The organism is Arthrobacter sp. zg-Y769 (assembly GCF_020907405.1).
Taxonomy (GTDB): Bacteria; Actinomycetota; Actinomycetes; order Actinomycetales; family Micrococcaceae; genus Arthrobacter_B.
In genome coordinates this window covers 283,585-309,080 of the sequence record NZ_JAJJOE010000003.1, presented here as the reverse complement: position 1 = coordinate 309,080, position 25,496 = coordinate 283,585, and the positions used below count along the sequence as shown (strand labels likewise).

At 67.0% G+C, this 25,496-nt stretch carries 23 protein-coding genes; 19 read left to right on the top strand and 4 right to left on the bottom strand.

What is annotated here, in order from left to right; genetic code table 11:
- Nucleotides 1-56: 56 nt before the first annotated feature.
- The 5 genes from rplQ to glmM all read left to right on the top strand — a co-directional run bounded on the left by rplQ (nt 57) and on the right by glmM (nt 4,685).
- Nucleotides 57-611 (top strand): 50S ribosomal protein L17, encoded by a 555-nt coding sequence (rplQ, locus tag LOC60_RS01740; RefSeq protein ID WP_230021111.1) that lies wholly within the window; start codon nt 57-59, stop codon nt 609-611.
- Nucleotides 612-649: 38 nt separating this feature from the next.
- A complete protein-coding gene (locus LOC60_RS01735) occupies nt 650-1,579 on the top strand; it encodes a tRNA pseudouridine synthase A (RefSeq protein ID WP_230021109.1) in 930 nt (309 codons plus the stop codon).
- 320 nt (nt 1,580-1,899) lie between these two features.
- Nucleotides 1,900-2,343 carry a 50S ribosomal protein L13 gene (gene rplM / locus LOC60_RS01730; protein ID WP_227918698.1) on the top strand — a complete coding sequence of 148 codons (444 nt, stop codon included), beginning with the start codon at nt 1,900-1,902 and terminating at the stop codon, nt 2,341-2,343.
- 39 nt (nt 2,344-2,382) lie between these two features.
- Complete coding sequence (gene rpsI / locus LOC60_RS01725) at nt 2,383-2,880, top strand: 30S ribosomal protein S9 (RefSeq protein WP_227918696.1); 498 nt, start codon at nt 2,383-2,385, stop codon at nt 2,878-2,880.
- 434 nt (nt 2,881-3,314) lie between these two features.
- A complete protein-coding gene (glmM, locus tag LOC60_RS01720) occupies nt 3,315-4,685 on the top strand; it encodes a phosphoglucosamine mutase (protein ID WP_230021107.1) in 1,371 nt (456 codons plus the stop codon).
- A gap of 43 nt (nt 4,686-4,728) precedes the next feature.
- Here glmM and coaA read toward each other — a convergent pair whose 3' ends face one another.
- Nucleotides 4,729-5,709 carry a type I pantothenate kinase gene (gene coaA, locus LOC60_RS01715; RefSeq protein ID WP_230021102.1) on the bottom strand — a complete coding sequence of 327 codons (981 nt, stop codon included), beginning with the start codon at nt 5,707-5,709 and terminating at the stop codon, nt 4,729-4,731.
- A gap of 123 nt (nt 5,710-5,832) precedes the next feature.
- Between coaA and glmS the strand changes: the two genes are divergently transcribed.
- From glmS to treZ, 6 genes are all read left to right on the top strand, one after another.
- Nucleotides 5,833-7,719: a glutamine--fructose-6-phosphate transaminase (isomerizing) gene (gene glmS, locus LOC60_RS01710; protein ID WP_230021100.1), complete on the top strand. Its 1,887-nt coding sequence runs from the start codon at nt 5,833-5,835 to the stop codon at nt 7,717-7,719.
- A gap of 13 nt (nt 7,720-7,732) precedes the next feature.
- Nucleotides 7,733-8,083, top strand: coding sequence for a holo-ACP synthase (locus LOC60_RS01705; protein ID WP_230021099.1), 351 nt, complete (start codon nt 7,733-7,735; stop codon nt 8,081-8,083).
- Between the two features lie 9 nt (nt 8,084-8,092).
- Nucleotides 8,093-9,625, top strand: coding sequence for an NAD(P)H-hydrate dehydratase (locus LOC60_RS01700; RefSeq protein WP_230021097.1), 1,533 nt, complete (start codon nt 8,093-8,095; stop codon nt 9,623-9,625).
- Nucleotides 9,626-9,699: 74 nt separating this feature from the next.
- Nucleotides 9,700-11,880 carry a glycogen debranching protein GlgX gene (gene glgX, locus LOC60_RS01695; RefSeq protein WP_230021095.1) on the top strand — a complete coding sequence of 727 codons (2,181 nt, stop codon included), beginning with the start codon at nt 9,700-9,702 and terminating at the stop codon, nt 11,878-11,880.
- Entirely contained in the window at nt 11,877-14,207 is a 2,331-nt protein-coding gene (treY, locus tag LOC60_RS01690; protein ID WP_230021094.1) for a malto-oligosyltrehalose synthase, read from the top strand. Before glgX ends, treY begins: the two co-directional genes overlap by 4 nt.
- A complete protein-coding gene (treZ, locus tag LOC60_RS01685) occupies nt 14,204-15,946 on the top strand; it encodes a malto-oligosyltrehalose trehalohydrolase (protein ID WP_230021093.1) in 1,743 nt (580 codons plus the stop codon). The genes treY and treZ overlap by 4 nt, the downstream gene beginning before the upstream one ends.
- Before the next feature lie 31 nt (nt 15,947-15,977).
- Here treZ and LOC60_RS01680 read toward each other — a convergent pair whose 3' ends face one another.
- On the bottom strand, nt 15,978-16,265 hold the full coding sequence (locus LOC60_RS01680; RefSeq protein ID WP_230021092.1) for a hypothetical protein: 288 nt from the start codon (nt 16,263-16,265) through the stop codon (nt 15,978-15,980).
- Nucleotides 16,266-16,283: 18 nt separating this feature from the next.
- Between LOC60_RS01680 and mgrA the strand changes: the two genes are divergently transcribed.
- From mgrA to tsaD, 7 genes are all read left to right on the top strand, one after another.
- Nucleotides 16,284-17,330 carry an L-glyceraldehyde 3-phosphate reductase gene (mgrA, locus tag LOC60_RS01675; protein ID WP_230021091.1) on the top strand — a complete coding sequence of 349 codons (1,047 nt, stop codon included), beginning with the start codon at nt 16,284-16,286 and terminating at the stop codon, nt 17,328-17,330.
- Complete coding sequence (locus LOC60_RS01670) at nt 17,331-17,855, top strand: GNAT family N-acetyltransferase (protein ID WP_230021089.1); 525 nt, start codon at nt 17,331-17,333, stop codon at nt 17,853-17,855.
- Complete coding sequence (alr, locus tag LOC60_RS01665) at nt 17,852-19,120, top strand: alanine racemase (protein WP_230021088.1); 1,269 nt, start codon at nt 17,852-17,854, stop codon at nt 19,118-19,120. The genes LOC60_RS01670 and alr overlap by 4 nt, the downstream gene beginning before the upstream one ends.
- Nucleotides 19,117-19,692, top strand: coding sequence for a tRNA (adenosine(37)-N6)-threonylcarbamoyltransferase complex ATPase subunit type 1 TsaE (gene tsaE / locus LOC60_RS01660; protein WP_230021087.1), 576 nt, complete (start codon nt 19,117-19,119; stop codon nt 19,690-19,692). The genes alr and tsaE overlap by 4 nt, the downstream gene beginning before the upstream one ends.
- Nucleotides 19,693-19,773: 81 nt before the next feature.
- Nucleotides 19,774-20,442 carry a tRNA (adenosine(37)-N6)-threonylcarbamoyltransferase complex dimerization subunit type 1 TsaB gene (gene tsaB / locus LOC60_RS01655; RefSeq protein WP_230021085.1) on the top strand — a complete coding sequence of 223 codons (669 nt, stop codon included), beginning with the start codon at nt 19,774-19,776 and terminating at the stop codon, nt 20,440-20,442.
- Between the two features lie 29 nt (nt 20,443-20,471).
- Nucleotides 20,472-20,957, top strand: coding sequence for a ribosomal protein S18-alanine N-acetyltransferase (gene rimI, locus LOC60_RS01650; protein ID WP_230021356.1), 486 nt, complete (start codon nt 20,472-20,474; stop codon nt 20,955-20,957).
- Nucleotides 20,954-22,036, top strand: coding sequence for a tRNA (adenosine(37)-N6)-threonylcarbamoyltransferase complex transferase subunit TsaD (gene tsaD / locus LOC60_RS01645; RefSeq protein WP_230021083.1), 1,083 nt, complete (start codon nt 20,954-20,956; stop codon nt 22,034-22,036). The genes rimI and tsaD overlap by 4 nt, the downstream gene beginning before the upstream one ends.
- A 69-nt stretch (nt 22,037-22,105) precedes the next feature.
- On the opposite strand, the gene LOC60_RS01640 is transcribed toward tsaD, so the two are convergent.
- Complete coding sequence (locus tag LOC60_RS01640; protein WP_230021081.1) at nt 22,106-23,251, bottom strand: glutamate--cysteine ligase; 1,146 nt, start codon at nt 23,249-23,251, stop codon at nt 22,106-22,108.
- A 162-nt stretch (nt 23,252-23,413) separates the two neighbouring features.
- Here LOC60_RS01640 and LOC60_RS01635 point away from each other — a divergent pair, with 162 nt between their 5' ends.
- Complete coding sequence (locus tag LOC60_RS01635) at nt 23,414-24,226, top strand: shikimate 5-dehydrogenase (protein WP_230021078.1); 813 nt, start codon at nt 23,414-23,416, stop codon at nt 24,224-24,226.
- Between the two features lie 30 nt (nt 24,227-24,256).
- On the opposite strand, the gene LOC60_RS01630 is transcribed toward LOC60_RS01635, so the two are convergent.
- Nucleotides 24,257-25,474, bottom strand: coding sequence for a THUMP-like domain-containing protein (locus LOC60_RS01630; protein ID WP_230021070.1), 1,218 nt, complete (start codon nt 25,472-25,474; stop codon nt 24,257-24,259).
- Nucleotides 25,475-25,496: the final 22 nt, after the last annotated feature.

Below are 25,496 nucleotides of genomic sequence, written 5' to 3'. Positions count from 1 at the left end.
ATTCTTGCCGTTCGGGCCATTGAGCACCGCACGGCACCGTTTGAGGAGAAAAAGTAATGCCTACACCCACCAAGGGTAAGCGCCTCGGAGGCAGCCCGGCACACCAGCGCCTGATGCTGGCCAACCTTGCCGCGCAGCTGTTCGAGCACAAGCAGATCACCACCACGGTGACCAAGGCCAAGCGTCTGCGTCCCTACGCAGAACGCCTGATCACGTTCGCAAAGCGCGGGGACCTGTCCTCCCGCCGTCGCGTCCTGGCCCTGATCTCCGATAAGGGCATCGTCCACGAGCTCTTCACCGACATTGCTCCGGCAGTCGAGAAGCGCGACGGCGGCTACACCCGTATCACCAAGATCGGCAACCGCAAGGGCGACAACGCTCCCATGGCTGTCATCGAACTGGTCCTGGAACCGCTTTCTGCCAAGCAGTCCGTAGTGGCTGAAGCCAGCACCGCAGCGGCAGCAGCCGCTCCGGCGCCGGCCGTCGAATCTGCTGATTCCGCTGAGTCTGCCGACTCCGCCGAGTCCGCCGATTCCGCTGAATCGGCTGAGTCTGCCGACTCCGCTGATGAGGCAGTCGAAGCAAGCGAAGAGACCGAAGAGAAGAAGTAATTCTTCGTTGAAGTCCCGGTGCCCTTAATATGGGTGCTATGACTATTGAAAGGCCCGCCGTCCCCGAAATGGATGGCGGGCCTTTCCGCGTCCGGATGGACCTCGCTTATGACGGTGCCCCCTTCTCCGGCTGGGCCGCCCAGCCCGGGCTCCGGACCGTCCAGGGCCTGGTGGAGGACGCGCTGGCAGTCCTGCTGCGCCGTCCGGTCCGAACGACCGTGGCGGGACGGACCGACGCCGGTGTCCACGCCAGGGGACAGGTGGTGCATTTGGATCTCACCGAGGCCGAATGGCATGAACTCGCACGGGGACGGGACCTGGATCCGGGTGTTTCCCTGCGGCGCAGGCTCCACGGGGTGCTCAACAAGGAGCTGACCATGCCTGCGCGTGAGGCAGGGCTGCAGCGCAGGGCCGTGGACGCGCTCGGCGGTGCAGTGGAAGTGCTGTCCGCCGTACCGGCTCCCGCGGGCTTTGACGCGCGTTTCTCGGCACTCTGGCGGCGCTACAGCTACCGCATCTGCGACCTTCCCGAAACCCGGGACCCATTGTCACGGCATACCACTCTGTGGTTCAAGGAAGCCCTGGACACCGACCTGATGAACGAAGCCGCGGCCGGCGTGCTGGGTATCCGGGACTTCCTCTCCTTCTGCAAACCGCGCATCGGCTCGACCACCACCCGTGAACTCCTGGAGTTCAGTTTCCACCGCGGCGCCGACGGCGTCATCACCACCCATATCCAGGCGGATGCCTTCTGCCACAACATGGTCCGCTCGCTGGTGGGCGGTTCGCTGCTGGTCGGTTCGGGGGAGCGGCGCCCCCAATGGCTGGCGGAACGGATGTTCGCGCGCATCCGGGACTCAAGGTCCCTGCTGGCGCCGCCCCATCCGCTGGTGCTGGAAGAAGTCCGTTATCCGGCCGACGCCGATCTCGCCCGCCGGGCCGAGCTCACCCGCGCACAGCGCAAATAGCGGATCCGGGCATCCACGCCCTAAAATAGGGGCAAATCCAATATCCGGCGCTGGAACCATAACGCGGGGACAGCTTTTGACCTGACTACGCAAGCAGGCTATTGTTTATAGTCGTTGTGCGTGTCCTACCTCGATAGGCCTATGCCCACGGGAGCGGCTCAGTTGCAGAGCCACCTGGCCCCGGGGAAATAGCCGAGATCTCAGGACCACTGGTTAATTCAGTCCTCACCTGACCATCCGGTAACGCATAGAGAAGCTGCACTGTCCATGGCATCCATGGGCGGCGCGCCACCTAAGAAGAAGAAACGAAGGCAAACACCGTGCGTACGTACACCCCGAAGCCCGGCGACATCAACCGCCAGTGGCACGTCATTGACGCCACCGACGTTGTCCTAGGCCGTCTTGCCAGCCAGACCGCAACACTGCTGCGCGGAAAGCACAAGCCGACCTTTGCTCCCCACATGGACATGGGCGATTTCGTCATCATCATCAACGCCGAGAAGGTTGCCCTGACCGGCGCCAAGCTCGAACAGAAGCGTGCCTACCGCCACTCGGGTTACCCGGGCGGTTTGTCCTCCGTCAACTACGCCGAACTGCTGGAGCAGAACCCGGTACGTGCAGTTGAGAAGGCCATCCGCGGCATGCTGCCCAAGAACTCCCTGGCTGCTGACCAGATCAGCAAGCTGAAGGTCTACCGCGGTGCTGAGCACCCGCACGCCGCTCAGCAGCCCAAGACCTACGAAATCAACCAGGTCGCCCAGTAGTTCTGGCCCGCCAACTAAGAAATTAATTCAAGGAGAATCGTGGCTCAGAACACTGAAGAGCTGAATGAAAACACCGAGGAGCTTTCGAGCTACACCTCGGAATCCTCTGACTCGGTCCAGGCCGATGTCAAGGAACGCCCCGCCCTGACCGTCCCCGGCTCCGCCGTCGGACGCCGCAAGCAGGCAATTGCCCGCGTGCGCCTCGTCCCGGGTACCGGCAAGTGGATCGTCAACGACCGCGAGCTCGAGGATTACTTCCCGAACAAGCTGCACCAGCAGGAAGTCAACGAGCCGTTCAAGCTTCTTGACCTCGAAGGCGCATACGACGTCATTGCACGCATCCACGGCGGCGGCCCCTCCGGCCAGGCCGGCGCGCTGCGTCTGGGCGTTGCCCGCTCGCTGAACGAGATTGACCGCGAGAACAACCGCCCCGCCCTGAAGAAGGCAGGCTTCCTGACTCGTGACGCCCGCGTCATCGAGCGTAAGAAGGCCGGTCTCAAGAAGGCCCGTAAGGCACCTCAGTACTCCAAGCGCTAATTCAGCGCTTCCCGGGGCGGCGTGGGGGGGGGGGATGGGCCCCCGGGCCCACCCGCGGGGATGGGGGGAGGCGGCGCAAGCGGCCGGGGGGGGGCCCACCACGTCATATTTCCCCCCTCCCGGGGGCCCTTTGGCGGGCGGTACGCCGCCCCGGGGCCCTCGCGCTGAATTGGCGCCTGGCTCCACAAGCGCCCGTTGGGTGCTTGTGGTTGGCATTAGGGTTTTACCAAAAGGCAGTCGCTACGGCGGCTGCCTTTTGGCGTTAAGGATTGCCGGCAGAGTTGGATTGGCCACACCGATGCCGGTATTTACCCGTCCGGTACGCGCATCGGTCCTTCCCGTTTCGGAGACAGGGGTGCACCGGTGGCAGAATGGGCCAGTAAGTTGCCCGTGAGCGGCTCCCGCTGTGGCTACAACCTGCTTGAGGATACGTAATGACTAGATTGTTTGGAACGGACGGCGTCCGTGGGCTGGCGAACGGGCTGATCACCGCCGAAGTTGCCCTCGGACTCGCTCAGGCCGCAGCAGTGGTGCTGGGCCACCGCCGGGTGGAACAGGGCCGTCGTCCGGTCGCTGTGGTTGCCCGCGATCCGCGCATCAGCGGTGACTTCATCTCCGCCGCCATGGAGGCCGGACTCGCCAGCTCCGGCGTGGATGTCTACGACGCCGGCGTGCTGCCGACCCCGGCCGCGGCCTACCTGGTTGCCGACCTCGGGGCCGATTTCGGCGTCGTCATCTCCGCCTCGCACAATGCCGCCCCCGACAACGGCATCAAGTTCCTGGCCCGCGGCGGGCAGAAGCTTGATGACGCCGTCGAGGACGCCATCGAAGCCGAAATGGCACTTCCCAGCATGCGTCCGACCGGAAGCCAGGTGGGCCGGATCCACCGCTTTGCGGACGCCGAAGACCGCTATGTGATCCACCTGCTGCAGACCCTCCCCAACCGGCTTGAAGGCCTGAAGGTCGTCCTGGACTGCGCGCACGGCGCAGCGAGCGGCTGCTCGCCCCAGGTCTTCGCCGACGCCGGTGCCGAGGTAGTGGTCATCGGCGCCGAACCGGACGGACTCAACATCAACGAGGGCTACGGCTCAACGCACCTCGAGCAGCTGCAGGCTGCCGTCGTGGCGCACGGTGCCGATCTGGGCATTGCCCACGACGGCGACGCCGACCGCTGCCTTGCAGTGGACCACGAGGGCACGGTGGTCGACGGGGACCAGATCATGGCAATCATGGCCGTCGCCATGAAGGATGCCGGCAAGCTCAAGGACAATGCGCTGGTGGCTACGGTCATGAGCAACCTCGGACTCAAGCTCGCCCTCCGCGGGGCAGGCATCCAGATCATCGAAACCGGCGTGGGGGACCGCTACGTGCTTGAGGGGATGCGCCGCGGCGGCTACAGCCTGGGCGGAGAGCAGTCCGGGCACGTCATCTTCTCGGAATATGCGACCACCGGAGACGGTGTCCTGACCGGCCTGCAGCTTGCAGCGCAGGTGGCACGGACCGGCAAGACACTGAAAGAGCTCGCCGGCGTTATGCAGAAACTGCCGCAGGTGCTCATCAACGTCAAGGGCGTGGACAAATCCGCCGTGGAGACCAACGAGCCGGTACGGCTCGCGGTCCAGCAGGCCGGGCAGGCCCTGGGCGAAACCGGGCGCGTGCTGCTGCGTCCCTCGGGTACCGAACCGGTGGTCCGGGTCATGGTGGAGGCCGCGGATATGGAGACAGCGGCCGACACGGCCCGGCGGCTCGCCGAAACGGTTGAAACCCACCTGGCGCTCAGCACCGGCGCCGGAGCAGCGGTCTAGCAGCCGCCCGCCCCGCTGCAGGGGCGGGCGCCTGCGCCGAAGATCAGGTCTTGCGCAGGAGCATCCGCCTCACGGAGTGGTCCGCGTCCTTGGTCAGCACCAGCTGGGCGCGGCCCCTCGTGGGCAGCACGTTGGTGGTGAGGTTCGGCTCATTGATCCGTTTCCAGATGTCCAGGGCCGTGGCCCGCGCCTCTTCATCCGTCAGGTCCGCGTAGCGGTGGAAGTACGACGCCGGATCCGCGAAGGCCCCGGTGCGCAGGGACTGGAAACGCTGGACGTACCATTCCTCGATGTAGGAGGTCCTGGCGTCCACGTAGATGGAAAAGTCGAAGAAATCGCTCAGCGCGAGGCCCGAACGCCCGTCGGCGCGTGTCCGGGCCGGGGCCAGGACATTCAGTCCCTCCACGATCAGCACGTCCGGGCGGCGGACCACCACGTCTTCGCCGGGGACAATGTCGTACGTCAGGTGTGAATACTTCGGGGCCCGAACCTCCTCGGCGCCGCTCTTGACCTCGCTGACAAAGCGCAGCAGCCGGCGGCGGTCATAGGATTCCGGGAAGCCCTTGCGCTGCATCAGGCCGCGTCGTTCCAGCTCTGCGTTGGGGTACAGGAAACCGTCAGTGGTGATGAGTTCCACGTTGGGCGTTTCCGGCCAGCGGCGCAGCATTTCGCGCAGGACCCGGGCAGTGGTCGACTTGCCCACCGCCACGGATCCGGCCACCCCGATCACGAACGGGGTGCGGGTGGTCTTCTCGCCCAGGAACGTGGTGGTGGCACTGTGCAGGCGCCCGGCGGCGGCAACATACAGATTCAGCAGCCTGGAGAGCGGGAGGTAGACCTCCTTGATCTCATCGAGGTTCAGCTGGTCACCGAGGCCGCGCAGCCGGAGGATGTCGTCCTGGTTGAGCGGGGAACGGATCTCATGTGACAGCCGCGACCAGGTCTTGCGGTCCAGCTCGACAAAGGGAGTGAAACTGCTCTCGGGCGGCGGTGCCGCGGAGGACTTTACATGGCGTTCGGTCACCTTAGGAATTCTGCCCTGAACGGCAGGCAAACCCAAACGGCCCGAACCGCGCAAAGGTATCGCAACGGGCTGAAGGGCACCATGCTTTCGGCATCCGGTCCGCGGGCCGGTACGCTTAGTGCTATGTGTGGAATTATTGGATATGCAGGCCGCCCGGACGCCGTTGCAGGTATTAGCGCAGGCGGGCACGGGGCTCTCGACGTCGTCATGGAAGGCCTTCGGCGGCTGGAATACCGGGGTTATGATTCCGCCGGCGTCGCCGTCCTCACGCCCCTCGGTATCGAGTACCGCAAGAAGTCCGGCAAGCTGGCAAACCTGGTGGCAGAACTCGCCGCCGCTCCTTTGACCCCTGCCACCACGGGCATCGGGCACACCCGCTGGGCAACGCACGGCGGTCCCACCGACGAAAACGCCCACCCGCACCTCGCGGACAACGGGCGCCTGGCCGTGATCCACAACGGCATTATCGAGAACTTCGCCGAGCTGAAGGCCGAACTGCTGGACGCCGGTGCGGAATTTGTTTCCGAAACCGACACCGAGGTGGCCGCAGCGCTGCTGGCCTCCATCTACCGGGGTGACGGCGACGCGGACCTGGCAAAGTCCATGCAGCTTGCCTGCCAGCAGCTCGAAGGTGCGTTCACCCTGCTGGCCGTGCACACCGATTCGCCCGGCACCGTGGTTGCCGCCCGGCGTAACTCGCCGCTCGTCGTCGGCCTGGGCGAGGGCGAGAACTTCCTGGGCTCGGATGTCTCGGGCTTCATCGACTTCACCCGCCGCGCCGTCGAGCTCGGGCAGGACCAAGTGGTAACCATCACGCCTGACACCGTGGCGATCACCGATTTCTACGGCGAACCGGCTGTCGGCACCGAGTTCCACGTGAACTGGGATGCCGCCGCCGCCGAAAAGGGCGGTTACGACTCCTTCATGGAGAAGGAAATCAACGACCAGCCGCAGGCAGTGGGGGACACCCTGCTGGGCCGCTCCGACGTCGACGGACGCCTCACCCTCGATGAGCTGCGCGTCAGCCCCGAGGAACTCAAGAACGTCAACAAGATCATGGTGCTGGCCTGCGGCACCTCCGCGTACGCCGGGCAGGTGGCCAAGTACGCCATCGAGCACTGGTGCCGGCTGCCGGTCGAGGTGGAGCTCAGCCACGAATTCCGCTACCGCGATCCGATTGTCGACTCGAACACGCTGGTCGTGGCCATCTCCCAGTCCGGTGAAACCATGGACACGCTGATGGCCGTGCGTTACGCCAAGGAACAGGGCGCGAAGATCCTGGCCATCTGCAACACCAACGGTTCCACCATCCCGCGCGAATCGGACGCCGTTCTCTACACGCACGCCGGACCGGAAATCGCCGTTGCCTCCACCAAGGCGTTCCTGGCACAGATCACTGCCGCCTACCTGCTGGGCCTCTACCTGGCACAGATCCGCGGCAACAAGTTCCAGGGCGAGATCAAGGACATCCTGGCGGACCTGGCCAAGGTGCCGGACAAGATCCAGCAGGTACTGGACAACTCCGGGCAGATCAAGGAACTGGCGCAGCTGATGAAGGACACCCGTTCGGTGCTGTTCCTCGGCCGCCACGTCGGCTTCCCGGTGGCCATGGAAGGCGCCCTGAAGCTGAAGGAACTGGCTTACATCCACGCCGAGGGATTCGCCGCCGGCGAGCTGAAGCACGGACCGATCGCCCTCATCGAGGAAGGCCAGCCCGTGTTCGTGGTGGTCCCGTCGCCCCGCGGCCGGGATTCACTGCATGCCAAGGTGGTCTCAAACATCCAGGAGATCCGTGCCCGCGGCGCCAAGACGATCGTGATCGCTGAAGAGGGCGACGACGCAGTCAAGGCCTACGCGGAGCACGTCTTCTACGTGCCGGAAACCCCCACCCTGCTGGCCCCGCTGCTGACCACCGTGCCGCTGCAGATCTTCGCCTGCGAACTGGCATCGGCCAAGGGATTCGACGTCGACCAGCCGCGTAACCTCGCCAAGTCCGTCACGGTGGAATAAGGAGCGTTACCCGGTGATCATTGGAATCGGCGTCGACGTAGTGGACGTGCCGCGGTTCGGCCGCCAGCTGGAGCGGACCCCGGGCCTCCGTGCCCGGCTGTTTGCCCCGGCGGAACGGGAGTTGAACCTGCGTTCGCTCGCGGCACGGTTCGCGGCCAAGGAAGCCGTGGCCAAGGCCCTCGGCGCCCCCGCCGGCATGAACTGGCAGCACTGCCAGGTCCTGCTGGATCCCGCGGGAGCCCCGCTGCTGCAGGTGGACGGAACGGTGGCCGCCGTGGCAGAGGGCAAGGGTGTGCGGACCTGGCACCTTTCCCTCAGCCACGACGGCGACATGGCTACTGCAATGGTCATCGCCGAGGGCTAGGACAAGCGCATGATCAGCGCGTACACCGGAACTGCGGTCCGCCGGGCCGAGGCCCCGCTGCTGGCCGAAGGCCGGGGCGCCGAGCTCATGCAGCTTGCCGCGTACGGGCTGTACGCGGCGACGGCTGCCCGGTTGACGGCCCGCCGCGGCCGGATCTACGGCTCCGCAGTCACCGTGCTCGCCGGCAGCGGCAACAACGGCGGCGATGCGCTTTACGCCGCCGCCCGGCTGGCCACACGCGGAGCAGCGGCGACGGCGGTGCTCACCTCCGGTGCAGCGCACTCCGAGGCGCTTGCGGCCTTCCGGGCGCAGGGTGGAACGACCCTGGTCCTCACCGATTCCAACGCAGCCGCGCTTGCCCGCGCCGCGCTTGGGGCTGATGCCGTGCTGGACGGGGTCCTGGGCACCGGAGGCAGCGGCGGACTGCGCGGACCCGTCCGGGTGCTCGCGGAGGCGCTGAACGCGGCGCGGAAGAGGGGACAGGCTCCGCTGGTCGTGGCCTGCGACCTGCCCAGCGGCGTGAACGCCGATTCCGGCCAGGTGCAGGGAACCTGCCTGCACGCGGACCTCACCGTCACCTTCGGCGCCGTAAAAACCGGTTTGCTGGCCGGCCCGGGTGCTGCGGCGGCCGGGGAAATCCGCTGCATCGACATTGGGCTGCGCCCGTACCTCGGGACGCCGGACGCCTACCGGCTGCAGGGGGATGACCTGATGCGGCTCCTGCCGGTCCCGACACCCGCAGACCACAAATACAGCCGCGGAGTCCTCGGTATTGCCGCCGGTTCGGAGACTTACCCCGGAGCCGCACTGATGGCCACGGGCGCCGCCCTCGCCACCGGCGTCGGCGTGGTCCGCTATCTGGGGCCCGACGGCGTGGCGCGGCTGATCAACCTGGCGCACCCCGAAGCCGTGTGCAGTCCGGACGAGGTCGGGGACATCCACGTCCAGGCCTGGGTTGCGGGACCCGGTGCCGGCAACGACGAAGACCAGCGCCGCCGCGCCCGGGACGCCATGGCCTCGGGGCTGCCGGCAGTGATCGACGCCGACGCGATCGGCGCCGTCCGCCCCGGGCTGCACCCCGGCGTCGTGCTTACCCCGCATGCCGGGGAACTGACCGCGCTGCTTGGTTCCCTGGGCGAAGACGCCGGGCGGGCGGACATCGAAGCCGATCCCGTGCGGTACGCCCGCCTGGCGGCGGAACGCACCGGCGCCACCGTCCTGCTCAAGGGCTGGGCAACGCTGGCGGCCGCTCCCACGGGCGAGCTTTACAGTCAGGCCGAGGCCACGCCGTGGCTTGCGACGGCGGGAAGCGGCGACACGCTCTCCGGCATCCTGGGTGCGCTGCTGGCTACCGACCGGACGCCGGAGGATCAGCGGGAGCCGGGACACTATGCCCGCCTGGCGGCAGCGGCCGCCCACCTGCACGGCCGTGCCGGGGCACTGGAAGCCGCCGACGGGCCGGTTCAGCCGTCGCTGCTGGGGCCCCGGATTCGCGCAGTTGTTGCGGATCTCACTAAGCAGCGCCGACGCAAATTCAAGTAAGCTCCAACTCTGGGGTAAAAAAGTAAGTAGACATATCAATTACGTGTTGTCAGGGAACTAGTCAGGAGCACTACATGGAAGTTTGGCCGGGAGATGCCTATCCGCTGGGCGCAACCTACGACGGAAACGGCACCAACTTCGCTCTCTACAGCGAGGTGGCGGATTCCGTAATCCTGTGCCTGTTCGATGAGGACGGCACCGAGCACCAGGTTCGGCTGACCGAGGTCGACGGGTATGTCTGGCACTGCTACCTGCCGCAGGTCATGCCGGGACAGAAGTACGGTTACCGCGTGGACGGACCGAATGATCCGGAGAACGGCAACCGGTGCAACCCGAACAAGCTGCTGCTGGATCCCTACGCCAAGGCTGTTGCCGGGCAGATCGACTGGGACCAGGCACTGTTCGGCTATAACTTCGGCGACGAGCATTCGCGTAACGACGAGGACTCCGCCCCGCACATGATGATGGGCGTCGTCATCAACCCGTTCTTCGACTGGGACGGCGACCGCAAGCCGAAGGTTCCGTACCACCAGTCTGTGATCTACGAGGCCCACGTCAAGGGCCTGACCGAGATGCACCCCGACGTACCCGAGGACCAGCGCGGCACCTACGCCGGCGTCGCCCACCCCTCCGTGATCGCGCACCTGCAGAAGCTGGGGATCACCGCCATCGAACTGATGCCGGTGCACCAGTTCGTCAACGACTCGACCCTGCAGGAAAAGGGGCTGTCGAACTACTGGGGCTACAACACCATTGGCTTCTTCGCCCCGCACAACACCTACAGCGCCACCGGCGACCAGGGCCAGCAGGTGCAGGAATTCAAGGCCATGGTGCGCGCGCTGCACCTCGCCGGCATCGAAGTGATCCTGGACGTGGTCTACAACCACACGGCCGAGGGCAACCACATGGGCCCGACCCTGTCCTTCCGCGGCATCGACAATGCGTCCTACTACCGGCTGGTGGAGGACGACAAGAAGTACTACATGGACTACACCGGCACGGGTAACTCCCTCAATGTCGGCAACCCGCACTCCCTGCAGCTGCTGATGGACTCGCTGCGCTACTGGGTCACGGAAATGCACGTGGACGGTTTCCGCTTCGACCTGGCCTCGACGCTGGCCCGCGAGTTCTACGACGTGGACCGCCTCTCCGCCTTCTTCGAACTCGTGCAGCAGGACCCGGTAGTGTCCCAGGTCAAGCTGATCGCCGAGCCGTGGGACGTTGGCCCCGGCGGCTACCAGGTGGGCAACTTCCCGCCCCAGTGGACCGAGTGGAACGGCAAGTACCGCGACACGGTCCGCGACTTCTGGCGCGGAGAGCCCTCCACGCTGGGCGAGTTCGCCTCCCGCATCACCGGCTCGGCCGACCTGTACGAGTCTTCCGCCCGACGTCCGGTGGCGTCCATCAACTTCGTCACCGCCCACGACGGCTTCACGCTGCAGGACCTGGTGTCCTACAACGAGAAGCACAACGACGCCAACGGCGAGGACAACAACGACGGCGAGTCCCACAACCGCTCCTGGAACTGCGGTGTGGAGGGCCCCACGGATGATCCCGGGGTCCTGTCCCTGCGTGCCCGGCAGCAGCGCAACTTCCTCGCCACCCTGCTCCTTTCCCAGGGCGTGCCGATGATCGCCCACGGCGACGAGCTGGGCCGGACCCAGCAGGGCAACAACAACACCTATGCGCAGGACTCCGAGCTGAGCTGGATCAACTGGGAGACGATGGATGCGCCGCTGATGGAGTTCACCGCAGCGGTCAACACCCTGCGTGCCGAGCACCCCACGTTCCGCCGGCGCCGGTTCTTCGACGGCCGCCCCGTGCGGCGCGGCGAGGGCGAGGCGCTGCCGGACATCGTCTGGCTGAACGAGGACGGCTCCACCATGTCCCCGGATGACTGGGACACCCCGGTCAGCCGTTCCCTCGGCGTGTTCCTCAACGGCCAGGGAATCTCGGGCAAGGATGCACGCGGACAGCGGATCACCGACCTGAACTTCCTGCTCTACTTCAACGCCCATGACGAAGCCGTGAAGATCACCCTTCCGGCCAAGGAATACGCACCCATGTGGGACACCGTCATCGACACCGCCGGCGAATACGCCGATTCGGAGCCGGTTGCCGCGGACAGCCAGCTGACCGTGGCTGCCAAGTCCATGGTGGTCCTGCGGGCGCACGAAGAGGAAGAGGAGCACGACCACTCCGTGGCCGCGTCCCTCGCAGCCCTGGCGGCCCAGAACACCGAGGCGGCAGTATGAGGACACCCCTCTCCACGTACCGTCTGCAGATCCGCCCGTCCTTTACCCTGTTCGACGCCGCGGAGCTGGTTCCGTACCTGGCCGACCTTGGCGTGGACTGGGTCTACCTCTCGCCCATCCTCACGGCCGAAGAGGGCTCCGACCACGGGTATGACGTCACCGACCCCTCAACGGTCGATCCCACCCGCGGCGGCCCGGAAGGGCTGAAGGCACTCTCCGACGCCGCTCACGCGGCAGGCCTCGGGGTGCTGGTGGACATTGTGCCCAACCACATGGGTATCGCCACGCCGTACCGGAACAAGTGGTGGTGGTCCGTCCTGGCGGAAGGCCGCAGCTCCCGGTACGCCGAAGCCTTCGACATTGACTGGGACGCCGGGAACGGCAAGGTGCGGCTGCCCGTCCTGGGCGACGGCGACAACGAACTGGACCAGCTCAAGCTGGCCGGCAACGAACTGCACTACTACGACCACCGTTTCCCGGTGGCCGAAGGAACCGCAGCGGAAGGCGACAGCGCGCAGGACGTGCACGCCCGCCAGTCCTACGAGCTGGTGAACTGGCGCCGGGCGGACAACGAGCTGAACTACCGCCGGTTCTTCGGGGTCAACACCCTGGCCGGCATCCGCGTGGAAGAGCCCTGGGTCTTCGACGAGGCGCATGCCGAAATCCGGCGCTGGTTCGACGAAGGCCTCGTGGACGGCCTGCGCATCGACCATCCGGACGGCCTGGCCGATCCCAAGGGCTACCTGGCCCGGCTGCGCGAGATCACCGGCGGCGCGTACATCCTGGTGGAAAAGATCCTGGAACCGGGCGAAAAGCTCGCCGCGGACTGGGAGACCGAAGGCACCACGGGCTATGACGCGCTGGCCGATATCGACCGGCTGTTCGTGGACCCGGCGGGCAGTGAAACCCTGACCGCACTGGTGCCCATGGAACCGTACGCAGAGATGATCCACGGCACCAAGCGGGTCATTGCGGATAACCTGCTGCAGTCCGAGGTGCAGCGCCTCGTGCGCCTGCTCCCGGCGGACAGCGGACTGGACCCGGAAACGGCGGCGGACGCGACTGCGGAACTGCTGGCCTGCTTCCCGGTCTACCGCAGCTACCTGCCCGAAGGCGCAGGGTACCTGACCGACGCCGTGATTGCGGCGAAGGTCCACCGTCCGGATCTTGCGGCTGCACTGGATATCCTGCACCCGCTGCTCAACCCGCTGACGGACGGAGAAACCGACGTTTCCCTGTCCACCCTGGGTGAGCTGGCCGTGCGTTTCCAGCAGACCTCCGGCATGGTGATGGCCAAGGGCGTTGAGGACACGGCGTTCTACCGTTACTCCCGCCTGACGTCACTGAACGAGGTGGGCGCTGACCCTGCGCACTTCTCCGTTGCACCGTTTGAGATGCATGCGCGCCTGCTCCGCCGGCAGCTGGAACAGCCGGCGGCCATGACGGCCCTGACGACGCATGACACCAAGCGCAGCGAGGACACCCGCGCCCGGATCTCCGTACTCGCGGAAATCCCGGAGGAGTGGAGCGAAGCGTTCACCCGCCTCGATGCCCTGGCACCGATGAATGACGGGCCGATGGCGAACCTGCTCTGGCAGACCTTTGTCGGCGCGTGGCCGCTGAGCCGCGAACGTGCGCATGCCTACGCCGAGAAGGCTTCGCGGGAAGCGGCCAGCAGCACCACCTGGACCGCTCCCAATGCGGAATTCGAGGAGCGGATGCATGCAGCCATTGATGCGGCATTCGATAATCCGGACGTCAATGCGGTGATCACTGCGCTGGTCGAGCGGATCCGCGAAGCGGGGTACAGCAATTCGCTCTCCGCCAAGCTCCTGCAGCTGACCATGCCCGGCGTGCCCGATGTCTACCAGGGCACGGAATTCTGGGACCGCTCGCTGGTGGACCCGGACAACCGCCGCCAGGTGGACTTTGCCCGCCGCCGCGAGGTCGCGGCGTCGTTCGCCGACGCCGGTGCCCCCGCACTGGACGAGGACGCCGCAGTGAAGCTGCTGGTCACCACCCGTGCGCTGCAGCTCAAGCACGGCCGGCCCGAGCTGTTCACGGGGTACGTCCCCGTGGCGGTGGAGGGATCTGCTGCCGAGAACCTCTTCGGGTTCGACCGCGGCGGCGCCGTAACCCTGGTGACCCGTCTCCCGCTGGGGCTCCAGCGCCGGGGCGGATGGCAGGACACCGCCGTCGTCCTGGCCGCGGGCACCTACCGCGACGTGATTACCGGAAAAACGCACGAAAGCAGCGGCCGGCTGGCAGCTGCAGACCTGTTCGGCACCTATCCGGTGGCGCTGCTTGTTCGGGAGGACGGCAAATGAGGACCAACTTCGAGGTGTGGGCGCCCAAGGCCGGCACCGTGACGCTGCTGGCCGACGGCCGGCACCTGTCGATGACCCGCGGCGAGAACGGCTGGTGGCACGCCCAGCACGCCGAACTCACCGAGGACATTGACTACGGCTACCTCATTGACGGCGCCGAGACCCCGGTGCCGGACCCCCGGTCCCGCCGGCAGCCCGAGGGCGTGCACGCACTTTCGCGCACCTTTGACCCGGATCTGTACCAGTGGCACGACGCCGACTGGGTTTCCCCGGGGCTCGACGGCGGCGCGATCTACGAAATGCACGTAGGCACCTTCACCCCCGAGGGAACCCTGGACGCAGCGATCGGCCGACTGGACTACCTGGTGGACCTGGGTGTCCGCTTTGTCGAACTGCTGCCGGTCAACGCGTTCAACGGAACCCACAACTGGGGTTATGACGGCGTGCTCTGGTACGCCGTGCAGGAAACCTACGGCGGGCCCGAAGCCTACCAGCGGTTCGTGGACGCCGCCCACCAGGCCGGCCTCGGCGTCATCCAGGACGTCGTGTACAACCACCTGGGCCCCAGCGGCAACTATCTCCCCATGTTCGGCCCCTACCTCACCGAGGGAAAGTCGAACACCTGGGGGGACTCGGTCAACCTGGACGGGCCGCTCTCCGACGTTGTCCGCGAATACATCGTGGACAACGTCCTGATGTGGTTCCGCGACTACCACGTGGACGGACTGCGCCTGGATGCCGTGCACGCCCTGCACGACGAACGCGCAGTGCACATCCTCGAGGAGATGGCTGCCGCGACGGACAAATGTGCCGAAGACCTGGGCAAGCCGCTGTTCCTCATCGCGGAGTCGGACTTGAACAACCCCCGGCTCATCACCCCGCGGAACGTCAACGGCTACGGCCTCGCCGGCCAGTGGTCCGACGACTTCCACCATGCCGCCCACACTAACCTCACCGGTGAAAACGGCGGCTACTACGAGGACTTCGATTCGATCGAAGCCCTCGCGAAGGTGCTGCAGGAAGGGTTCTTCCACAACGGAACGTTCTCCTCCTTCCGGGAACGCGGTCACGGACGTCCGCTGGACAAGGAGGTAGTGACCGCCCGCCAGTTGGTCACTGCCATCCAGAACCATGACCAGATCGGCAACCGGGCAGCCGGCGACCGGTTGAGCGCGACGCTGGGGTACGAGCAGCTTGCCCTCGGCGCGGTGCTTAGCCTGGCCTCGCCGTTCACCCCCATGCTCTTTATGGGCGAGGAATTCGGGGCTTCCACACCCTGGCAGTTCTTCACGTCCCATCCCGAACCCGAGCTGGGGAAGGCCACGGCCGAGGGCCGGCTGAAGGAATTCGAGCGGATGGGCTGGGATCCGGCCACGGTTCCCAACCCCCAGGACCTGACGACCTTCACCAACTCGAAGCTGGACTGGTCCGAGGTGGAAGAGGGGGATCACGGCAGGCTGCTGGACCTGTACCGCAGGCTCCTGGCGCTGCGCGGGGAGACCCCCGACCTGATGGACCCGGACCTGCGCAACGTCCGGGTGGAGTATGACGAGGTGGGCCGCTGGCTGGTGATGCAGCGTGGTTCGACGGCGGTGGCGCTGAACTTTGCCGACACCCCGCGCGAGGTGCCGCTTCCGTTCGGCAGGCAGGCGGAGGTCCTCCTGGAAACCGCGCCGGTTGAGCTCTACGGCGATGCCGTGCAGCTGCCCGCGTACGGCGCGGCCATCCTGGCCGGCTAGGGCACCGAAGCTGAAGGTCCGGCCGGGGCGGTTATCCAACTGCCCCGGCCGGACCGTTTAAGGTGCGTGGCTCTCCGGAGCCGAGCAGCTCCGCGGCGGAAGCGGCGACGGCGGTGCGGATGCCCGGGTTCCCCGCCACCGGGGCAGGAAAGACGGCCGGCAGGTCAAACAGCCGGTCCACCATGCCGGACTCCAGCCCCCGGAACGGATGACTGCCCTGCGGGCGGGCATGGGTCCGGGTGACTGGGAGAGCCTGCCGCGCAGGAACGAGCTCGGCCTGCTGGATATTGCCGAAGGTGTTCAGCGGTAAACGGGACACAGTGGCAGTATGGTGCCCATGACTTATGTTGCTGCGGACAACCGATACGAATCCATGCCCTACCGACGCGTTGGACAGAGCGGACTCCAGCTCCCGGCGGTCTCGCTGGGACTGTGGCACAACTTTGGCGACGACAAGCCCTTTGAAACCCAGCGCGCCATCCTGCGGCGGGCCTTCGACCTCGGCGTCACCCACTTCGACCTGGCGAATAACTACGGCCCGCCCTACGGCTCCGCCGAAACCAACTTCGGCCGGCACTTCCGGGACGACTTCCGTCCGTACCGCGACGAGCTGGTGATCTCCAGCAAGGCCGGTTACGACATGTGGCCCGGCCCCTACGGAAACTGGGGATCCCGCAAGTACCTGCTTTCCTCACTGGACCAGTCACTGGAACGCATGGGCCTGGATTACGTGGACATCTTCTACAGCCACCGCCCGGACCCTGAAACCCCGCTGGAGGAAACCATGGGCGCGTTGGACACGGCAGTGCGTTCGGGCCGGGCACTGTACGCAGGCATCTCCTCCTACTCGCCCGAAAAGACTATTGAAGCGGCGCGGATCCTTCGGGAAATGGGCACCCCGCTGCTCATCCACCAGCCCTCCTACTCCATGCTGAACCGCTGGGTGGAAGACGGCCAGCCGGACCTGTTCGCAGCCCTGGACCAAGTAGGTGCAGGTTCCATTGCCTTCTCGCCCCTGGCGCAGGGCCTGCTCACCAACAAATACCTCAACGGCGTGCCGGAGGACTCCCGTGCGGCTGCCGGAAAGTCCCTGGACCAGTCCCAGCTCTCGGAGGAGAACCTGGAACGGGTGCGGGGCCTCAACAGTATTGCCAAATCACGCGGCCAGAGCCTGGCCCAGATGGCCATCGCCTGGGTACTGCGCAGCCGGCCCGACAGCGCGTCCATCACCTCGGCCCTGATCGGCGCCTCAAGCGTGAAGCAGCTGGAAGACTCGCTGGCAGCCGTACACAACCTGGAGTTCTCCGCGGACGAGCTCAGCCGGATCGACGAATACGCGGTCGATTCCAAGATCAACCTGTGGGCAGCAGCCCTCGACGCGTAAATGGCTGCACTGACCATCCGGCCGGCCCGTCCCGGGGACTGGCCGGCCATCTGGAACCTGATGGAACCCATAGTGCGCGCGGGCGAAACCTACTGCTGGGACACCGGAACCACCGCGGAGCAGGCCCGGCAGCTGTGGCTGGAGCCCGCCCCTGCGGTGGTGTTCGTGGCCGAGAAGGACGGCAGGGTTGCCGGCACCGCACAGCTGCATCCCAACAAGTCCGGCAACGGCAGCCACGTAGCCAACGCGTCCTTTATGACCGCCGCCGAGTTCAGCGGCCAAGGCGTGGCGCGGTCCCTGGGGAAATATGTGCTGGCCGAGGCCGCCCGCCGCGGCTACCGGTCCATGCAGTTCAACGCCGTGGTGGAAACCAACACGCGGGCGGTGGGGCTGTGGCAGTCCCTCGGCTTCTCCATCCTCGCCACCGTGCCCGATGCCTTCCGGCATCCCGTCGAGGGCCTGACCGGCCTGCACATCATGTACCGGACCCTGGACGCGGGCGGGAATGAAAGAATGGAGACGTGAACTTCCCTGAACCGCGGCCCCGGGCCGAGCGAGCCGCCGTTATCGACCTGGCCGCCATCCGGCACAATGTCCGCCATCTGTCCCATGTAGTCAGTCCCGCCCGCGTTATGGCAGTAGTCAAGGCGGATGGGTACGGACACGGTGCGGTGGAGACTGCACGTGCCGCTGTTGAGGCCGGTGCGGCCTGGCTGGGCGTGGCGCACATCAGCGAAGCACTGGCGCTGCGGAAGGCGGGCATCACCGAACCCGTGCTCGCCTGGCTGCACACCCGGGACGCGGAATTCGGTGAGGCCATCCGCGCCAATGTGGATCTCGGGGTTTCCGGGTGGGACCTGGACGCCGTGGTCGCGGCGGCACGGGACCTGGAGATACCGGCGCGGGTACATTTGAAGATCGACACGGGGCTGGGGCGGAACGGCTGCCCCGAGGACCTCTGGGAAGCCTTCGTGGGCCGTGCGCTGGCCTATCAGGAAGAGGGCCTGCTCCGGGTGGTCGGGATCTTCTCCCACTTCGCCGTCGCGGACGAACCGCACCGGCCCGAAACCGATGAGCAGCTGCGGAAGTTCCGCGACGCCGTCGCCGTGGCCGAAGACGCCGGCGTGGACCGCGAGGTACGGCATATCGCCAATACGCCGGGTGCGTTGTCCCGCCCCGATGCGCACTTCGACCTGGTCCGGATCGGGCTGGGCATGTACGGGCTGTCGCCGTTCGCAGGGCAGAGCTCCGCGGAGCTGGGCCTGCGCCCGGCCATGAGCCTGAGAAGCACCATCGCTGCGTGCAAGGAAGTGCCGGCCGGCCAGGGAGTCTCCTACGGGCTGCACTACCGCACCAAGGAACCGACCACGCTGGCACTGATTCCGTTGGGGTACGCCGACGGGATCCCCCGCGTCGCCACCGGCGGACCCGTCCAGGTGGACGGCCAAACGTATCCGGTGGTGGGGCGCGTCGCCATGGACCAGATGGTGATTGACCTGCACCGGACCGGCATTGCCGGCACCCCGGATTCCTTCGAGGGCCGCGAAGTCGTGCTCTTCGGCGGCGAGGGCCAGCCCAGCGTCGACGACTGGGCGGCGGCAGCCGGGAGCATCAACTACGAGATCATCAGCCGGATCAGCGGCCGCGTCCAGCGGGTGTACGTCGACACGGCGGCGGCCGGGGACGCGCCCGCAGAGGCCCCGCCCATCGCCCTGGAAGCTGCCCCCGGAGCGCCCGCCCCTGCGCCGGCGGCCGAAGCCGGGCAGGAACAGGCGGTACGGGCCCAGTGACATCAGCACCTGCCTGGGAAGCGGAATTTCGAACCGCCGGCGCCGAAGAGACGCAGGCGCTCGCCGAACGCCTCGGAGGCATCCTGCGCCGCGGGGACCTCCTGCTGCTGACCGGCGAACTGGGTGCCGGTAAAACCACCTTCACCCAGGGGCTCGGCGCCGGGCTTGGAGTGCGGCCCGGCATCATCTCGCCCACCTTCGTCCTGGTCCGCGAGCATCCGAACCTCGGCACCGGACCGGACCTCATCCATGTGGACGCCTACCGGCTGGGTTCCGAGGGGGAAATCGACGACATTGACCTCGAGGCTTCCATGGACCGCGCCGTCACCGTGGTCGAGTGGGGCCGGGGGCTGGTGGAGCACCTCTCCGACAGCCGGCTGGAAATCACCCTGATCCGTGCAGTCGGCGGCGGTCCCGGAACCCCGTCCCAGGCGGACGGCGAAGCGGAAGCCGGGGCAGCGCCGTCCACCGGCTTCTCCACTGACTTCTCCACCGAAGACACCGACGAGGAACGCACCATCCGGCTGGCCGGCTACGGCCCGCGCTGGCAGCAGGCGCCCGACCTGCGCTGAACCTCCGCGCGAAGGTCACCGGAAAACGGCCGGGAAAGTCCCCGGAAAGCGCCCCGGGGACAGCGCCGTAGAATAGGAACCGTGCTGATTCTCTCCATTGATACCTCCGCCATAGCCAGTGCGGCACTGCTCAACGGGGAGTCAGAGGTTCTGGCGTCCTTCGCCAGCGAAGACACCCGCTCCCACGCGGAAGTCCTCGCCCCCGCAATCGCCGGCCTGCTGGCCGACGCCGGGGTGGCCGGACCGGACCTGGACGCCCTGGTTGTAGGGGTGGGTCCCGGACCCTTCACCGGGCTGCGTGCCGGAATCGCCACCGCCAGGACCCTTGCCTTTGCCTGGGACAAGCCGCTGCACGGGGTGATGAGCCTCGACGCGATCGCCGTCGATGCCGCCCTGGATGCCTGGCGCCTGGGCATTGACGAGTTCGCCGTTGCCACCGACGCCCGCCGCAAAGAGGTCTACTGGGCCGCCTACCGCAGCACCGGCGGCACCCCCGAACTGCTGGACGGCCCGCACGTGACCGATCCCGGCGCGGTTCCCGCCCTGCCTGTCTACGGCGCCGGCGCCGGCCTGTACCCGGAGGCCCTGCACGCCGTGGAGGGTTTCGCCCAGGCGCAGCCGACCGCCGCGGCGCTGGGGCGCACCGCCGTCGTACGCCTGGTTCGCGGGCTGCCGCTGCTGCCCAGCACGCCGCTGTACCTGCGCGACTCCGATGCCAAGGTTCCCGGCCCCCGGAAGCGTGCCCTGTGACCGCCCCGGAGGCCGTGCACATCCGGCGCATGGGCACCGAAGACATTCCCGCCGTCGACGCTTTGGAACGGCGGCTGTTTCCCGTTGACGCCTGGCCGCTGCAGATGTTCCATGACGAGCTGGCCCAGGCCTCCACGCGGTCCTACTACGTGGCGGTGGACCCGGCCGGAACAGTGATCGGCTATGCCGGGCTGATGTGCGTGCTGCCGATCGCGGATGTCCAGACCATCGCCGTCGTGCCCGAAAGCGAAGGCGGGGGCATCGGCTCGCGGCTGCTCACCACCCTGATTGACGAGGCAAAGCAGCGCGGGGCCGAGGACGTGCTCCTGGAAGTCCGCGACGACAACCCCCGTGCCCAGCGCCTGTACCGCTGGTTCGGCTTTGAACAGATCCATGTCCGGCCCCGCTATTACCGCGACGGCGCCTCCGCCCTGATCATGCGGCTGGCCCTGGCCGGGTGGTCCGGCGCTCCGGCGGCGGCCGGGACTGCAACAGAAACGAAGGACAGTAAATGAACCGCACCGACCCCCTGGTGCTCGGCATCGAATCCTCCTGCGACGAGACCGGGATCGGCATTGTCCGGGGGACCGAGCTGCTCACCAACACGGTGTCCTCCTCCATGGAGGAACACGTCCGGTTCGGCGGTGTCATCCCCGAAATCGCCTCCCGCGCGCACCTCGACGCGATGGTCCCGGCACTGCAGGCGGCCCTGTCCGAAGCGGGCGTGAGCCTCGCGGAACTGGACGCGATTGCCGTTACCTCCGGTCCCGGGCTGTCCGGGGCGCTGATGGTGGGGGTCAGCGCCGCCAAGGCCCTCGCGCTGGCCACCGGAAAACCGCTTTACGCGATCAACCACCTGGTGGCGCACGTGGGCGTTGGCGTCCTCGACGGCGGCGCGCTGCCGGAAAACCTCGGCGCACTGCTGGTCTCCGGCGGACACACCGAGATCCTGCGCGTCGCGGACCTCACGAGCGACGTGGAACTGCTCGGCTCCACCATTGACGACGCCGCGGGCGAGGCCTATGACAAGGTGGCCCGGATCCTCGGGCTCGGCTACCCCGGCGGACCGGCCATCGACCGACTGGCGCGGGACGGCAACCCGAAGGCCATCCGCTTCCCGCGCGGACTGACCCAGCCCAAGTACATGGGCACCGCCGAAGCGCCGGGGCCGCACCGCTACGACTGGTCCTTCTCCGGCCTCAAGACGGCCGTGGCCCGCTGCGTGGAGCAGTACGAGGCAGCAGGCCGCGAGCTGCCCGTGGCAGACATTGCCGCGTCCTTCCAGGAAGCCGTGGTGGACGTGATTACCGCCAAGGCGGTGCTGGCCTGCACGGAGCACGGCATTACCAACCTGCTCCTGGGCGGGGGAGTGGCCGCGAACTCGCGGCTGCGGGCCCTGACGGAGGAGCGGTGCTCTGCGGCGGGCATCAAGCTGCGGGTGCCGCCGATTTCCCTGTGCACGGACAACGGTGCCATGGTGGCGGCGCTGGGCGCGCAGGTGGTCATGGCCGGCGGCGAGCCCTCGGGTATCGGCTTCGGCACGGACCCGTCACTGCCGGTCACCAGCATCCACGTGGCAGCGGCCCGGGCCTAGCACCTGCCGCAACGAAGAAGGGCCCCGGCGGAATACCGCCGGGGCCCTTCCTTGCGCAGGAAACGGTGCTTAGGCGCCGCGCAGCTGGCGGATACCGTCGAAGACGACGGCGCGCAGGTCACCGCCGTTTTCCGCCGCGACCCGGCGCTGCTGCTGGTAGCCGGCGCCGCGCTCAATGATGGTCCGGACGTCTTCCAGTTCGGCGCTGCAGCCCAGCTCGGCGGCAATCGGTGCCAGCCGGGGGAGGACATCCTCAAGCAGGTGGTCGGTGACCAGCTTCTCGTTACCCTCGGCGTCGAGGATCACGATGGCTTCGAGACCGTACCGGGCAGCACGCCACTTGTTTTCCTGGACGTGCCACGGCGGCATCGTCGGAATGCTGCCGCCGGCGTCGATAATCGAGGAGAACTCGTGCACCAGGCACTGCGTGAGGGCAGCGATGGCTCCCACGTCCCGGATATCCGCCAGCCCGTCGCAGACCCGCATTTCGATGGTGCCCAGGCCCGGAACAGGCCGGATGTCCCAGCGGATTTCACTGATGGAATCGATGACTCCGGTAGTGAACATGTCCGCGACGTAGGACTCGTACTCGCTCCAGGAGGAGAACTGGAACGGCAGCCCCGCGGTGGGCAGCTGCTGGAACATCAGGGCCCGCTGGGAGGCATAGCCCGTGTCATCGCCGGACCAGAACGGGGAGGAGGCGGACAGTGCCTGGAAGTGCGGGAAGTAGTTCACCAGGCCGTCCAGGACGGGCAGCACCTTGTCCCGGCTGTCCAGGCCCACGTGCACGTGGACGCCGTAAATGAGCATCTGCTGGCCCCACCACTGGGTCCGGTCGATCAGCTTGGCGTAGCGTTCCTTGTCCGTGACCGGCTGCGAGCGAGGGGTGCTGAACGGGTGGGACCCGGCACAGAACAGTTCCACACCCATGGGGTCGGTCACCCGCCGTACTGCCGCGAGGGAGCGGGCAAGATCGGCCTTGGCCTCCGCCACCGTACTGCAGATCCCGGTCACCAGTTCAACGGTGTTCTCCAGCAGCTCCTGCTTGATGTGCGGATGCTCTTCGTCTTCCCGCAGCGCGGGGTCATTGACGTTCACACCGCGCAGCACTTCATCCGCCACGGAGACCAGATCTCCGGTGGTGCCGTCCACGAGGGCCAGTTCCCACTCGACTCCCAGTGTTGACTGGGCCGATTTGGCGAACTCGATTTCCAAACTGTCTCCTGCTTTATGCGTTACCAACTCCAGTACCCGGACCCGCTTCATTGCGTTGAGAACCTCACCAATCCTATAGCCGCGGGCGCTTGCACCGGGCCTCGGCCCGGAAACCGGCGGCGAAACCGAGGGTTGCGGCGCGCTCACGGACATAATGGGTAGATGCCGATCCTGAACAAAGACATGACCCTGTGCATCTCCCTGGCCGCGCGGCCGAGCAATATCGGTACGCGCTTCCACAACTACCTCTATGACCAGCTGGGCCTGGACTACGTGTACAAGGCGTTTGCCCCCGCAGACCTGGCGCAGGCCATTGCCGGGGTGCGCGGCCTGCCGATCCGCGGCTGCGCCGTGTCCATGCCCTATAAGGAAGACGTGATTGCCCTCGTGGACCGGATGGATCCGTCTGCGAAGGCCATCAATTCCGTGAACACGATCGTCAACGACGACGGCGTGCTCACCGCCTACAACACCGATTACCTGGCCATCGCCCGGCTGCTGCGGGACCACCGGGTGCCGGCCACCCACTCGGTGCTGCTGCGCGGCTCCGGCGGCATGGCCAAGGCCGTGGCAGCGGCCCTGCGGGACGCCGGGTTCTCCGACGTGACGGTGGTTGCCCGCAACGAGGCCGCCGGCCGGGCGCTTGCCGACCTTTACGACTTCGCCTGGCAGGCGGAACCGGGCACCTCCGCCGCGGACCTGCTCATTAACGTAACGCCGCTGGGCATGGCCGGACAGGACGAGGATGTTCAGGCCTTCAGCGACGACGCCGTGGCCGGGGCGAAGGTGGTGTTCGACGTCGTCGCGCTGCCTGCCGAAACCCCGCTGATCGCCGCGGCCCGCGCCGCCGGGAAACCGGTGATCACCGGTGCCGAGGTCATCGCCATCCAGGCCGAGGAGCAGTTCGTGCTCTACACCGGTGTCCGGCCCACGCCGGAGCAGGTGCGCGAAGCCAGCGAGTTCTCCCGCTCCTGATCCGCTTTCCGGAGCGGGGGGCCGCACCGCCTACGCGGCCGGAACCGGTTCCACCACCAGGGCCACGCGGTCCTCGCCGATCCGGGTGAGGACAAGCGTGGCTTTCTTTGGGCCCTTTCCCGAACCGGTCAGCAGGGCCTTGCGGACTTCCTCCGGCGTCACGGACATGCCGCGCTTCTTGATGTCCAGGACGCCGATGCCGTTTTCCCTCACCCATGCCTTCAGTGCCTTGAGGTTGTACGGGCGTACGTCGAGGATCCGGTAGGCCCGGGCAAACGGGGTTTCCCGCAGTTCGGGGGCACAGATGTAGGCAATGTGCGGATCCAGGAGATGTCCGTCCAGGGTGGCCGCGACGTCGGCCACCAGTCCGGCACGGATCACGGCTCCGTCGGGTTCATACAGGTAGCCCTCGGCGGGGCCGATCGCCACATCCTGGGCACCGGCGTCGTAGTCCACCGGGGAGGTCAGCTCGGCTGCCCCGCCGGAGCCGATCACCAGGGCGGCGCGCCGGACACCCTCGCGGCGCAGCGCGTTGAACCACAGGGTCGCCTCGGTGACATCGCCGTGCACGGAGACCCACTGCACCTCGCAGCCGGCAGGCACTGCTTCGTGCGGGATGCCCGGACCCATTTTCACGCCGACGGGCAGGCCGGCATCCGCCAGCGATTCCACGAAGGACAGGGGAGGGGAGAAGGCCTCCGGATCGAAGATGCGGGTGGTGCCCGACGTCGACGTCGTCCTGCGCGCCGGATCCAGCCACACGCCGTCGTACCCGGTCAGGTCGAACTCCTCGGCGCGGCCCTGGACCACCGCGGCCTCCGGCCAGGGCATGAGGTTGATGGTGGCTGCCGCAGCGGTGATTTCATCCAGTTCGACGGCGGTCACCTGCCGGTCCAGGGTGGCAAGGGCCAGGGAGTCGGCGCCGATGCCGCAGCCCAGGTCCGCGACCTTGTCCAGCCCGGCCTCCTGGTAGCGGCGGGCATGCAGGGCGGCCACGTTCAGCCGGGTGGCCTGCTCCAGGCCGGGCTGCGTAAAGACCATGTGTTCGGCGAACGGGCCGAATTTGCCTCGGGCCTTCATCCGCAGCTTTGCCTGGGTCAGGACGGCGGCCACGAGTTCGGGGGAATGCCCGGCCTTGCGCAGGTCCGTGTTCAGCTTCAGGGATTCGGATTCGAGATAGGGGGGAAGCGAGTTCAGCAGCTGCCATCCCTCGGGGGTAAGAACATGGGCAAGGGAAGTATCGGGCATGCCCTCCAGCCTAGTTGTTCTG